Here is a 13,037-nt window from a genome sequence, read left to right on the forward strand (position 1 = left end):
AATAATTAACATCTTCAGAATGAAGTTGTTTTATTTGTATATAAAAATAAAATGTTGTAAATTTGCAGTCTCTTTTGGCGCGAATAATTGTTTGTAAATCTATAAAATATTGAATATCACCTCTTTCATTATAATGAAAGGGATTTCGTGTGTATAGATATTACGGCAGTATCTGCCTCAAAAGTAATAAAAATATTTTGCATTACGCTGTGAAAAGATATACCAGTGTTGCAGTTAGGAATAAGATTCTGAGAATCAAGAGAAAAAAATATAAGACTGTTTCTAATAGCGCCAACATTATAAGGTCTTTTACAGCTTTCTCCTCTCAAATTCTTTTTTCTGATATTTTTTAATGAATCAAAATATTTTTTAACCTTTCTTAAAAGTTTTATGAGTAAAACAACACCTACAATTAGGGGAAATCAGAGAGTAAATTTCTCTTCAGCGAAAGGAAAAATCATCACTCCGGACTTCCTGGATATCCAGATCGAGTCTTTCAGTGAGTTTTTTCAGCTTGATACGCTTCCTGAAGACAGAAAAAATGAAGGTCTTTACAAGACTTTTCAGGAAAATTTCCCGATTACCGATTCTAGAAACCAATTCGTATTGGAATTTTTGGATTATCTGGTAGATTCTCCACGTTATTCAATCGATGAGTGTGTGGAAAGAGGTTTAACGTATTCCGTTCCTCTTAAAGCAAGACTTAAATTGTATTGTACAGACCCTGAACACGAGGATTTCCAGACTGTGGTTCAGGATGTATACTTAGGTCCGGTTCCTTATATGACGCCTAGTGGATCTTTCATCATCAATGGTGCTGAAAGGGTTATCGTTACCCAGTTACACCGTTCACCGGGTGTATTCTTCGGACAGACGTACCACGCAAACGGAACCAAACTGTACTATTCAAGAATTATCCCTTTCAAAGGATCTTGGATGGAATTTACGACCGATATCAACAGCGTAATGTACGCGTATATCGACCGTAAGAAAAAATTACCATTAACAACTTTATTAAGAGCGATCGGTTATGAGTCTGATAAGGACATCCTTCAGATCTTCGATCTTGCTGAAGAAGTGAAAGTTTCTAAAGCTGCCCTTAAAAAAGTAGAAGGAAGAACATTGGCTGCGAGAGTATTGAACACTTGGTTCGAAGATTTCGTAGACGAAGATACAGGGGAAGTTGTTTCTATCGAAAGAAACGAAATCATCTTAGACAGAGAAACAATTCTTGAAAAAGAACATTTAGATCTTATTCTTGATGCGGGTGTGAAATCTATTTTGATTCACAAAGAAAACAGCAACGAGTTCTCTATCATCCAGAATACATTACAGAAAGACCCTACAAACTCTGAAAAAGAAGCAGTAGAGTACATCTATCGTCAGTTAAGAAATGCAGATCCGCCAGATGAGGAAACCGCAAGAGGAATCATTGAAAAATTATTCTTCTCTGAGCAAAGATATTCATTAGGTGAAGTAGGACGTTACAGACTAAACAAAAAATTAGGGCTGAACATTCCTACGACAACTGAAGTTCTTACGAAAGAGGATATCATTGCTATTGTAAGACACTTAATCGAGCTTGTAAACTCTAAAGCTGAGGTTGATGATATCGACCACTTATCCAACAGAAGAATTAAAACGGTTGGTGAGCAATTAGCAGGACAGTTCGGGGTAGGTCTTTCAAGAATTGCGAGAACAATCAAGGAAAGAATGAACGTTAGAGATAACGAAATCTTTACTCCGCTTGATCTTGTTAACGCTAAAACTTTAACATCAGTAATTAACTCGTTCTTTGGGACCAACCAGCTTTCTCAGTTCATGGACCAAACCAACCCGCTATCAGAAATCACGCACAAGCGTAGACTTTCTGCACTGGGACCTGGAGGTTTATCAAGAGAAAGAGCAGGTTTCGAGGTTCGAGACGTTCACCATACCCACTACGGAAGAATTTGTCCGATTGAAACTCCGGAAGGACCAAACATCGGTTTGATTTCATCTTTAGGTATTTATGCGAAAATCAACAGATTAGGTTTCATCGAAACTCCGTACAGAAAAGTAGCAGACAGCAAGATTGATCTTAATGCAGATCCTATCTACTTAAATGCTGAAGACGAAGAATCTAAAGTAATTGCTCAGGCAAACGTTGAATTGAGCGACAACGGTGAATTCGAAACAGACAGAATTATTGCAAGATTAGATGGTGACTATCCGGTAGTTGAGCCATCTCAGGTAGACCTTATCGACGTTGCACCAAACCAGATCTCTGGTATTTCTGCTTCATTAATTCCTTTCTTGGAGCATGATGATGCGAACCGTGCGTTGATGGGATCGAACATGATGCGTCAGGCAGTTCCTCTATTGAAGCCACAGGCTCCGATTGTAGGTACAGGGCTTGAGCAGCAGGTTGCAAGAGATTCAAGAATCTTAATTAACGCTGAAGGTACAGGTACTGTAGAGTATGTAGATGCCGACAGAATCGTTATTAAATATGAAAGAAGCGAAGACGAAGATTTAGTACAATTCGAGTCTGCTACTAAAACATATAACTTAACTAAGTTCAGAAAAACTAACCAAAGTACTACCATTACCCTGAGACCAAACGTAAGAGTAGGTGATGTAGTGGAAAAAGGACAGGTACTTTGCGACGGTTATGCTACTGAAAAAGGAGAATTGGCTCTTGGTAGAAACTTAGTGGTTGCGTTCATGCCTTGGAAAGGATACAACTTCGAGGATGCGATCGTAATTAACGAAAAAGTAGTTCGTGAAGACTGGTTTACTTCAATCCACGTAGATGAATATTCTTTGGAAGTTCGTGATACCAAATTAGGTATGGAAGAATTGACAGCAGATATTCCGAACGTTTCTGAAGAAGCTACTAAAGATCTTGACGAGAACGGTATGATCAGAATCGGTGCTGAAGTGAAGCCTGGAGATATCATGATTGGTAAAATTACTCCAAAAGGTGAATCTGACCCGACTCCTGAAGAAAAACTTCTTAGAGCAATCTTCGGTGACAAAGCTGGTGATGTAAAAGATGCTTCATTAAAAGCAGATTCTTCATTAAGAGGTGTTGTGATCGACAAGAAATTGTTCTCTAGAAACATTAAAGATAAAAAGAAAAGAACTGAAGAAAAACTTAAGCTTGAAGAAATTGAAAACACTTACAAGGCTAAGTTTGATGATTTGAGAAACACTTTAATTGAAAAATTAAACACGCTTGTAAGCGGTAAAACTTCTCAGGGTGTGAAAAACGACCTTGATGAGGAAATCATCGGTAAAGGCGTGAAATTCACTCATAAATTATTAACTTCAGTCGAAGATTATGTAAACGTTAGCGGTTCAGACTGGACAGTTGATAACGATAAAAACGAATTAATCAAACAGTTAATTCACAATTACAAAATCAAGTACAACGATATTCAAGGGGTTAAAAACCGTGAGAAATTTGCAATTTCAATCGGAGACGAATTACCTGCAGGTATCATGAAGTTGGCTAAAGTGTACATCGCTAAGAAACGTAAACTGAATGTAGGAGATAAAATGGCGGGTCGTCACGGTAACAAAGGTATCGTTTCGAGAATCGTTCGTGAAGAAGATATGCCATTCCTTGAAGACGGAACACCGGTAGATATCGTATTGAATCCACTTGGGGTACCTTCGCGTATGAACATCGGTCAGATCTATGAAACAGTTCTTGGATGGGCTGGTCAGAAATTAGGATTGAAGTTCGCGACGCCAATCTTCGACGGAGCTAGCTTAGACCAGATTACTGAATACACTGAGAAAGCAGGTCTTCCTAAATTCGGTCACACTCACCTTTACGATGGTGGTACCGGGGAAAGATTTACTCAGGCTGCAACAGTGGGGGTAATCTATATGTTGAAACTAGGTCACATGGTTGATGATAAAATGCATGCACGTTCTATCGGTCCTTACTCATTGATTACTCAGCAGCCATTAGGAGGTAAAGCTCAGTTCGGAGGTCAGAGATTCGGGGAGATGGAGGTTTGGGCTCTTGAAGCATTCGGAGCATCAAATATCTTGAGAGAGATCCTTACTGTGAAGTCGGATGACGTAATTGGTAGAGCGAAAACTTACGAAGCCATTGCAAAAGGTGAATCGATGCCTGAACCAGGTATTCCGGAATCCTTCAATGTACTACTTCACGAGTTACAAGGTCTTGGATTAGACGTAAGACTAGAGGAATAATTTTAAATTTTAAATTATAAATGCTGAATGGAAACATTCGGAAATTAATCTAAAATCTAAAATCTAAAATTTAAAATCTAACAAATGTCAAATAAAAATAAATCAAGTAGATTTAATAAAATAACCATCGGTTTAGCTTCACCGGAATCGATTCTTCAGGAATCGAGAGGGGAGGTTCTTAAGCCGGAAACCATTAACTACAGAACGCATAAGCCTGAAAGAGACGGTTTGTTCTGTGAAAAAATCTTTGGTCCTGTAAAGGATTACGAATGTGCTTGTGGTAAATACAAGAGAATTCGTTACAAAGGGATCGTTTGTGACCGTTGTGGAGTAGAAGTTACAGAGAAAAAAGTACGTAGAGAGAGAATCGGACATATCAATCTGGTAGTTCCAATTGCTCACATCTGGTATTTCCGTTCTTTACCGAACAAAATCGGTTACCTTTTAGGAATTCCTTCCAAGAAATTGGATATGATCATCTACTACGAAAGATATGTAGTGATTCAGCAGGGTATTGCTAAAAAATTAGACGGTTCTGATTTCGAAAACATGGAGTTCTTAACTGAAGAAGAGTACCTAGATATCATGGAAACTCTTCCGATCGAGAACCAGTATCTTGATGATTCTGATCCGAACAAATTCATCGCTAAGATGGGTGCGGAAGCGGTTGAGGAATTATTAAAAAGAATCGATCTTGATGCATTGTCTTTCGATCTGAGACACAAAGCACACAACGAAGGTTCAAAACAAAGAAGAACTGAGGCTTTAAAAAGATTGAACGTTGTAGAAGCATTAAGAGGTGCCAATACAAGAATGATCAATAAGCCTGAGTGGATGATCATGCGTGTACTTCCGGTTATTCCGCCAGAACTAAGACCATTGGTTCCGTTGGATGGTGGACGTTTCGCTACTTCCGATTTAAATGACCTTTACAGAAGAGTAATCATCAGAAACAACCGTTTGAAGAGATTATTGGAGATCAAAGCTCCTGAAGTAATCTTGAGAAACGAGAAGCGTATGCTTCAGGAATCTGTAGATTCACTATTCGATAATACAAGAAAATCTTCAGCCGTAAAGTCTGAATCAAACAGACCATTGAAATCACTTTCAGATTCATTGAAAGGGAAGCAGGGGCGTTTCCGTCAGAACTTATTAGGAAAAAGGGTAGATTACTCTGCGCGTTCCGTAATTGTTGTAGGTCCGAACTTACAGCTTCACGAGTGTGGTATTCCTAAAGATATGGCTGCGGAATTGTACAAACCGTTCATCATCAGAAAACTGATTGAAAGAGGAATTGTAAAAACAGTAAAATCTGCTAAGAGAATCATCGACAGAAAAGAGCCGGTAGTGTATGATATCCTTGAAAACGTGATGAAAGGTCACCCTGTTCTACTGAACAGAGCACCTACGCTTCACAGACTGGGTATTCAGGCTTTCCAGCCTAAGATGATCGAAGGTAAGGCAATCCAGCTTCACCCGTTGGTAACAACAGCATTCAACGCCGATTTCGACGGTGACCAGATGGCGGTACACTTACCGTTAGGTCCTGAAGCGATCCTTGAAGCTCAGTTATTGATGTTAGGTTCTCAAAATATCTTAAACCCTGCAAACGGTTCTCCAATTACAGTACCTTCTCAGGACATGGTTCTTGGTCTTTATTTCATGACCAAAGAATTGAGTTCTACAGAAGATATGAAAGTAAAAGGTGAAGGTTTGGCATTCTATTCTCCTGAAGAAGCGGAAATCGCTTATGCGGAAGGAAGAGTATCTTTAAATGCTAAAGTAAGATGTAGACTTCCGGTTAAAGAAAACGGAGAAATCGTAACAAGATTAATCGAAACTACGGTAGGTAGAATCTTATTCAACCAGATTGTACCAAAGCAGGTAGGATATATCAATGAGCTTTTAACGAAGAAATCATTGAGAAACGTTATCGGTAAAATTCTTGCAGATACAGATTTCCCTACAACTGTGAAGTTCCTGGATGCAATGAAAGACTTAGGATATTCAAACGCATTCAAAGGAGGTCTTTCCTTCTCATTAGGAGATATTGTGGTTCCTGTTGAGAAAAAGCAGATGATTGCAGATTCTATCGGAACAGTAGATGAAATTAGAGCCAACTATAACATGGGTCTTATTACAGATACAGAACGTTATAACCAGGTAATCGACGTTTGGACTACAACCAACGCAAACCTTACGGAGATGATTATGGGCAGAATGAAAACCGATCAGGGAGGTTTCAACTCTGTATATATGATGCTTGACTCCGGAGCGAGGGGTTCTAAGGAACAGATCCGTCAGTTATCAGGGATGAGAGGTTTGATGGCGAAACCGCAGAAAGCCGGTTCTACCGGTGCGGAGATCATCGAAAACCCGATTCTTGCCAACTTTAAAGAAGGTCTTTCCATCCTAGAATACTTTATCTCTACCCACGGTGCCCGTAAAGGTCTTGCGGATACCGCTCTTAAGACTGCCGATGCAGGTTACTTAACGAGAAGATTGGTAGACGTTGCACAGGACGTTATCGTTACAGAAGACGACTGTGGAACTTTAAGAGGAACAGAAGTTACTGCACTTAAGAAAAATGATGAGATCGTTGAAAGAATCTCTGAAAGAATCTTAGGAAGAGTTTCTTTACATAATATTTATGATCCTGAAAGTGATGAATTAATTGCTGAAGCAGATCAGGTAATCAGTGAGGCGTTAGCGAAGAGAATCGAAGAAGCAGGATTAGAAGCAGTTGAAGTTCGTTCGCCACTTACTTGTGAAGCTAAAAAAGGAATCTGTGCAAAATGCTACGGTAGAAACTTAGCAACAGGGAAGATGATCCATATGGGTGAAGCAGTAGGTGTAATTGCAGCACAATCCATCGGGGAACCGGGAACTCAGCTTACGTTGAGAACCTTCCACCAAGGGGGTACTGCAGGAAACGTATCAGAAAACCCATCAATCGTTGCAAGAAGAGATGGTATCGTTGAAATGGATGAAGTAAGAACAATTACTTCTGAAGATGAAAACGGTAACACTGCTGAAGTTGTAGTTTCCCGTTCAACAGAATTCAGATTAGTTGCTGATAACGAGTCTAGAACTCCGTTAATGGTAGCTAACGTACCTTATGGTTCCATATTATCTGTAAAACCAGGTGATAAAGTGAAGAAAGGCGATGTAATCTGTAAGTGGGATCCGTATAACGCGGTTATCATTGCAGAAACTGCCGGTAAGGTAGAATATGAAGACATCATCCAAGGGGTTTCATTCCAACTGGAGATTGACGAACAGACAGGATTTGAAGAGAAAGTAATTTCCGAATCCAGAAATAAGAAAGCCGTACCTACATTGAAGGTGGTAGATTCTAAAGGAGTTGAACAGAAAGCGTACAACTTACCAGTAGGAGCCCACTTAATGGTAAACGATGGTGAAAAAATTAAGGCCGGTAAAGTCTTAATCAAAATCCCGAGAAAATCTGCAAAAGCAGGGGATATCACCGGAGGTCTTCCGAGAGTTACCGAATTATTCGAAGCAAGAAACCCTTCAAACCCGGCGGTGGTTACAGAAATCGATGGGGTAGTTTCTTACGGAAAAATCAAGAGAGGTAACCGAGAATTGATCGTTGAAGCTAAAACTGGAGAAAGAAAAATTTATTTAGTTAAATTATCCAACCAGATTTTGGTACAGGAGAATGACTTCGTAAGAGCTGGTTCGCCACTTTCTGACGGTTCCATTACTCCGGACGATATCTTAAGAATCAAAGGTCCAACTGCGGTTCAGGAATATTTAGTAAATGAAATTCAGGAAGTTTACCGTCTACAGGGGGTAAAAATCGACGACAAGCACTTCGAAATCATTGTAAGACAGATGATGACAAAAGTATCTATCGTTGATGGAGGTGATACTCAGTTCCTTGAAGGTGCTCTTGAGCATAAATATGACTTCTTGGAAGAAAACAACAGAGTATTCGGTCTTAAAGTAGTAGTAGATGCCGGAGATTCTAAAGTATTCCAGCCGGGTCAGATGATAACTGCAAGAGAATTAAGAGATGAGAATTCTAAGCTGAAGCGTGAAGATCAGGCTTTAGTTCAGGTAAGAGAAGCTTTACCGGCTACAGCAACGCCTGTATTGCAGGGTATTACAAGAGCAGCTCTTCAGACGAAATCCTTCATGTCTGCAGCATCGTTCCAGGAAACAACTAAGGTTCTTAACGAAGCAGCAGTTGCAGGTAAGGTAGATGATCTTAACGGTCTTAAAGAAAATGTAATTGTAGGACACAGAATTCCTGCAGGTACAGGTCTTAAAGAATACCAAAATGTGATCGTAGGTTCTAAAAAAGAATTCGAAGATCTTAACTAAAAATAATGATTCGGAAATTTGAGGTTTGAATTTATTTTTATATTTTCACAACCTCAAAATTTCGAATAAAAAAATATTTTATAACAATGGACAACAATCAAAATCCACAAGACGGAAACATCAACATCGAATTAAACGAAATGGTAGCAGCTGGTATCTATGCTAATTTAGCTTTGGTAAACCACTCTCCATCTGAGTTTGTAGTAGATTTCATCCAGTTAATGCCGGGAGTACAGCAAGCAAAAGTAAGATCAAGAGTTATTCTTGCTCCACTTCACGCTAAGAGAGTACTTTCTGCTCTTCAGCAAAACATTGCTAACTACGAGCAGCAATTCGGAGAAATCAAAGAAGTTGAACCTTTCGTATTAGGAGGAAACAACGTAAACGCTTAAGATTTACTCTAAAAAAATAAATGAATGCCTCAATTTTTATTGGGGCATTTTTTATAAATGAGGAAGACATAATAATTCAATAATTATCTTCATTATTGTATTGATATTTTTTTAAATTTGTTTTTAGAAAGGATATAAAGAATATGATCAATAATCAGTTTATTATTAACAAATTTGGCTTTTTAGGAAATGATTTTTTAAAAGAGCTGGATAAGCATGCTGTTGTTACTGAAATTAAAGCAAAAACCGAGATCGTAAGAGAAGGACAGAAAAATAAATTTGTCCCGTTTCTTATTAAAGGTTCCATCAGGGTTTTCAGCCTGAATGACGGTCGTGAACTGATTTATTACTATATCCGTTCTAATGACAGCTGTCTCATGACATTTTCTTCAATTTTTACAGATTACACAAGCCGCATTTATGCCGTTACGGAAGAAGATTCCGAAGTATTGCTGTTCCCTGTATCCGTTGTCCATGAGTGGCTCATTAAATTCCCTGAAATCAACAGACTTTTCTATTCTGAATATGATAAAAGATTTATAGACGTCATGAATATGGTAAATGATGCGGTTTTTCACAGATTGGATAAAAGAGTTTTAAACTATGTAAAACAGCAGATTTCAGCAACCGGAAACAATCCCATCAAACTAACTCACAGAGAAATTGCAAACAGTTTGGGAACTTCAAGAGAAGTAGTAAGCCGTGTCCTAAAAAAAATTGAAAATGAAGGCGAAATTATTCAGACCAAAGAAGGTATAAAAATACCTGTAAATGAAAATGTTAGTCAAGGCTAATAAATGATATTTAATTATTTTAACTTTTTCATTGATAAAAACAATTCAGTCGGTGACTTTTATCACACAATTGTAAGTCGATAAGTCGATAAGTTTGTTATACTAATTTAAATAAATGTGTATGACAAAAACTCTCTTATTTTTGTCAATGTTTGCTTCAGTTTTTTCCTTTGCACAGGAAGATCTGCTGAAAGATATTGATACCATTCAGACCAAAAACACCGACGTTTCCCAGCCCGCTTTTAAAGCATTACAAATTGTGACCGGGCAATCTACCAAACTTCCCGCAAAGAATGAATGGTATATTGTTGTGGCACACCGTTTCGGCGATGTAAGCAAAGGATTTAAAGACTTCTTCGGACTGGATGACGCTTCTACAAAACTCGGTGTAATCTATGGCGTTACAGACGGAATCTCAGTAAGCCTTTCCAGAGAAACCAACCTTAAAACTTTCGAAGGCGGAGTAAAATATAAGCTCATAAAACAGAACGAAAACTTTCCTGTAGACATTGTAGGTTACAATGTTCTGGCTGTAAATACAGATCTCAGCAAAGATAATTATCCGCATCTTCAGTTTGGGGACAGACTTTCCTATCTTACGCAGGCTTTAATTTCCAGAAGATTCAGCGATAAATTTTCTCTTCAGTTAACGCCGTCATACGTTCACAAAAATCTTTACGAACCTACTATTGAAGACAAAAACCAGTTTCTTGCAGGTTTGGGAGGACGTTATAAAATCTCCAAAAGAGTTTCCATTAATGCAGAATATTTTGTGAATTTCGACAATCACAGTTTCTATAAAAATCCGCTTTCTTTAGGAATGGATATAGAAACCGGGGGACACGTGTTCCAGCTTTTGTTCACCAATTCCCAGCTGAATTCGGACATCGGTTATTTAACCAATGCAGCCGGAAAATGGGAAAAAGGGCAGGTTTTCTTTGGGTTTAATCTTTACAGAGTATTTTAAAGTATGAAAAAGTTTATGTACATCATTTCATCAGCAGTGGTATTAACGGCTTGTGAAAGCAGAACATATGAGGAAATCTCGGATAATACTCCGATTGCGGAAGTGGTAACTTACAATAAAGACGTAAAGCCCATTATTGATGCCAATTGTGTCAGTTGTCATTCACCGGGAGTTCAGGCTCTTTCAAACTATTCTCAGGTGAAAGCAAATATCGATAATGTCATCAACAGAATAAGCCGCGCCAACGGAGACCCTCTGAAAATGCCTCAAGGCGGAAGTTTATCGCCTTCACAAATTACTATCATCACGAAATGGAAAGCCGACGGGCTTCTCGAAAACTAAAAATTTAAAATGAAAAAGCTAGTTTTACTTATTACAGCGTTATTCTTTACCAATTTTGCTTTTGCGCAAAAGTATATGGCTAAAACAGGGAAAGTAACGTTTGAAGCATCTGTACCTCTATTTGAAGATGTTTTTGCACAGGACGACAATAATGTCGCGGTAATCAATGCTGATACAGGAGATTTTGCATCAGTTTCTGTCGTGAAAAACTTCCATTTCAAAACAAAATTAATGGAAGAGCACTTCAATGAAAGCTATGCCGAAACCGCAAAATATCCAAAAGCAACCTTCACCGGAAAAATTCTGAATTTTGATAAATCCAAATTATCCGCAACGCCACAAAAATATACCGTTCAGGGAAAATTAAATTTTCATGGAGTAGATAAGGCGTACAATTCTGCGGCAACCATTTATGCCAAAGACGGGAAAATTTATATGTCGGGAGGATTTGTTGCCAAGACCGCAGATCATAAAGTAACCATTCCGAAAATGGTATCTAAAAAGATTGCTGAAAACGTGAATGTTCAATACAATTATGTTCTTACAAAACAATGAGAAAATTAATTTTATTGTTAGGAATGTTTCTCAGTTTTACTTTGGCAACTGCTCAGGAAAAAGCAAAATCTATTTTTGATGTGGCAAGAAGCGGTACAGTTGCTGAAGTGAAGGACATGATGAAACATAATCCGGACATCATTAACCAAACTAATGAAAGCGGTTTTTCTCCTTTAATTCTGGCTTGCTACAGAGGGAATGTAGACGTTGCCAAATTTTTGATGGACAATGTGAAAGATGTAAATTATAAAAGCCGTGAAGGAACTGCATTGTCGGGGCTTTCCGTAAAATATAACAAAGATCTGGTAACCTATATTTTAGAGAAAAAGGCAGATCCGAATATTGCGGATGCTACAGGATCTACCCCGCTATTTTGGGCAGTAAAATTCGGAAATAAAGAATTGACGGAATTATTGCTGAAATACAAAGCCGACAAAACCATGAAAGATGCGCAGGGAATGACTCCCTTCGAATATGCTTTACAGACGAACAATAAAGAAATAATTAATCTACTTAAAAATTAAAATATGAAAAAAGTTTTACTCACATTATCAATGGCTCTTGCAATTTCTGTAGGAGCGCAGTTTTCGTCGGGTACAGTAAATTTATCGGCTGCTGCAATGACGGTGAAATTAGACACGAATGCAACTACCGCTACGCTTACTTTAACCGGAGACAGCAATTCAATGCTCGGAATCGGTTTCGGATCAAGCGGAATGGCAAACGGATCAGATGGATTTATTTACAATTCATCTTCAAACAGAGATTATACATTTGTAGGATTTTCCTCACCTTCTGCAGATGCTACGCAGGATTGGACTCAGGTTTCAAACACCGTTTCGGGAAGTACAAGAACAGTAGTGGCTACAAGATCCCTTGCCGGAGGAACTGGAGACTTTGCCATTCCTAATTCTGCGGGAACCATTAATATTTTCTATGCAAGAACTGCAGGAGGAACGGGAATAGCTTATCATTCTTCAAACAGAGGCTACGCTTCTCTTACGATGGGAGCTGTTTTAGCAACCGGAGAAGTCGCTGCACAAAGCAAAAAAGTAGTTCTTTATCCAAATCCTGCAAAAGAAACCATTAATTTCAAAGATGCCGATAAAATAAAAAATATTGATGTTTTCGAATCTACCGGAAGAAAGGTAAAAACCATAAAAGCTGATGGAAAAGAAGTGAATATTTCCGACTTGAAATCCGGAAATTATTATCTGGAAATTACGTTAAAAGACGGTTCAACATCTTTTGAACAGTTAATCAAAGAATAAACGGAGACCACTGAAAGGTGGTCTTTTTTTATGAAAAATATAAAATGATAATTGTGACAGAAACGATTAATATAATTCCTGCTAAAGTATTTTTTAATCCCTCAGATTTAGGATGGGAACTGTATTTCTCGTTCATTCTTTCAGAATCGCAGTG

The 13,037-nt window shown here is 38.2% G+C and carries 9 protein-coding genes; all 9 read left to right on the forward strand.

Going from position 1 to position 13,037, the window contains the following annotated elements; translation table 11 throughout:
* Positions 1 to 390 precede the first annotated feature (390 nt).
* The 9 genes from rpoB to BW951_RS04725 all read left to right on the forward strand — a co-directional run bounded on the left by rpoB (position 391) and on the right by BW951_RS04725 (position 12,883).
* A complete protein-coding gene (gene rpoB, locus BW951_RS04685; protein ID WP_076390713.1) occupies positions 391 to 4,212 on the forward strand; it encodes a DNA-directed RNA polymerase subunit beta in 3,822 nt (1,273 codons plus the stop codon).
* 84 nt (positions 4,213 to 4,296) lie between these two features.
* Positions 4,297 to 8,562: a DNA-directed RNA polymerase subunit beta' gene (gene rpoC / locus BW951_RS04690; RefSeq protein WP_076390714.1), complete on the forward strand. Its 4,266-nt coding sequence runs from the start codon at positions 4,297 to 4,299 to the stop codon at positions 8,560 to 8,562.
* Between the two features lie 86 nt (positions 8,563 to 8,648).
* Positions 8,649 to 8,954, forward strand: a complete 306-nt coding sequence (locus BW951_RS04695) for a DUF3467 domain-containing protein (protein WP_029295596.1) — start codon at positions 8,649 to 8,651, stop codon at positions 8,952 to 8,954.
* Between the two features lie 143 nt (positions 8,955 to 9,097).
* The gene (locus BW951_RS04700) at positions 9,098 to 9,748 is read left to right on the forward strand and encodes a Crp/Fnr family transcriptional regulator (protein ID WP_076390715.1); all 651 of its coding nucleotides are present in this window, start codon (positions 9,098 to 9,100) and stop codon (positions 9,746 to 9,748) included.
* A gap of 121 nt (positions 9,749 to 9,869) precedes the next feature.
* Positions 9,870 to 10,715 carry a DUF5777 family beta-barrel protein gene (locus BW951_RS04705; protein WP_076390716.1) on the forward strand — a complete coding sequence of 282 codons (846 nt, stop codon included), beginning with the start codon at positions 9,870 to 9,872 and terminating at the stop codon, positions 10,713 to 10,715.
* A gap of 3 nt (positions 10,716 to 10,718) precedes the next feature.
* Complete coding sequence (locus BW951_RS04710; RefSeq protein WP_076390717.1) at positions 10,719 to 11,057, forward strand: cytochrome c; 339 nt, start codon at positions 10,719 to 10,721, stop codon at positions 11,055 to 11,057.
* A 9-nt stretch (positions 11,058 to 11,066) separates the two neighbouring features.
* Positions 11,067 to 11,612, forward strand: a complete 546-nt coding sequence (locus tag BW951_RS04715; protein ID WP_076390718.1) for a YceI family protein — start codon at positions 11,067 to 11,069, stop codon at positions 11,610 to 11,612.
* Positions 11,609 to 12,136 carry an ankyrin repeat domain-containing protein gene (locus BW951_RS04720; protein ID WP_076390719.1) on the forward strand — a complete coding sequence of 176 codons (528 nt, stop codon included), beginning with the start codon at positions 11,609 to 11,611 and terminating at the stop codon, positions 12,134 to 12,136. The genes BW951_RS04715 and BW951_RS04720 overlap by 4 nt, the downstream gene beginning before the upstream one ends.
* Before the next feature lie 3 nt (positions 12,137 to 12,139).
* Complete coding sequence (locus BW951_RS04725; RefSeq protein WP_076390720.1) at positions 12,140 to 12,883, forward strand: T9SS type A sorting domain-containing protein; 744 nt, start codon at positions 12,140 to 12,142, stop codon at positions 12,881 to 12,883.
* The last annotated feature ends 154 nt before the right edge of the window (positions 12,884 to 13,037 follow it).

The organism is Chryseobacterium gambrini (assembly GCF_900156825.1).
Lineage (GTDB): Bacteria > Bacteroidota > Bacteroidia > Flavobacteriales > Weeksellaceae > Chryseobacterium > Chryseobacterium gambrini.

Excerpts from the sequence above, each read along its gene's own strand:
- rpoB (WP_076390713.1), top strand. The coding sequence starts at position 391 with ATGAGTAAAACAACACCTACAATTAGGGGAAATCAGAGAGTAAATTTC.
- rpoC (WP_076390714.1), top strand. The coding sequence starts at position 4,297 with ATGTCAAATAAAAATAAATCAAGTAGATTTAATAAAATAACCATCGGT.
- BW951_RS04695 (WP_029295596.1), top strand. The coding sequence starts at position 8,649 with ATGGACAACAATCAAAATCCACAAGACGGAAACATCAACATCGAATTA.
- BW951_RS04700 (WP_076390715.1), top strand. The coding sequence starts at position 9,098 with ATGATCAATAATCAGTTTATTATTAACAAATTTGGCTTTTTAGGAAAT.
- BW951_RS04705 (WP_076390716.1), top strand. The coding sequence starts at position 9,870 with ATGACAAAAACTCTCTTATTTTTGTCAATGTTTGCTTCAGTTTTTTCC.
- BW951_RS04710 (WP_076390717.1), top strand. The coding sequence starts at position 10,719 with ATGAAAAAGTTTATGTACATCATTTCATCAGCAGTGGTATTAACGGCT.
- BW951_RS04715 (WP_076390718.1), top strand. The coding sequence starts at position 11,067 with ATGAAAAAGCTAGTTTTACTTATTACAGCGTTATTCTTTACCAATTTT.
- BW951_RS04720 (WP_076390719.1), top strand. The coding sequence starts at position 11,609 with ATGAGAAAATTAATTTTATTGTTAGGAATGTTTCTCAGTTTTACTTTG.
- BW951_RS04725 (WP_076390720.1), top strand. The coding sequence starts at position 12,140 with ATGAAAAAAGTTTTACTCACATTATCAATGGCTCTTGCAATTTCTGTA.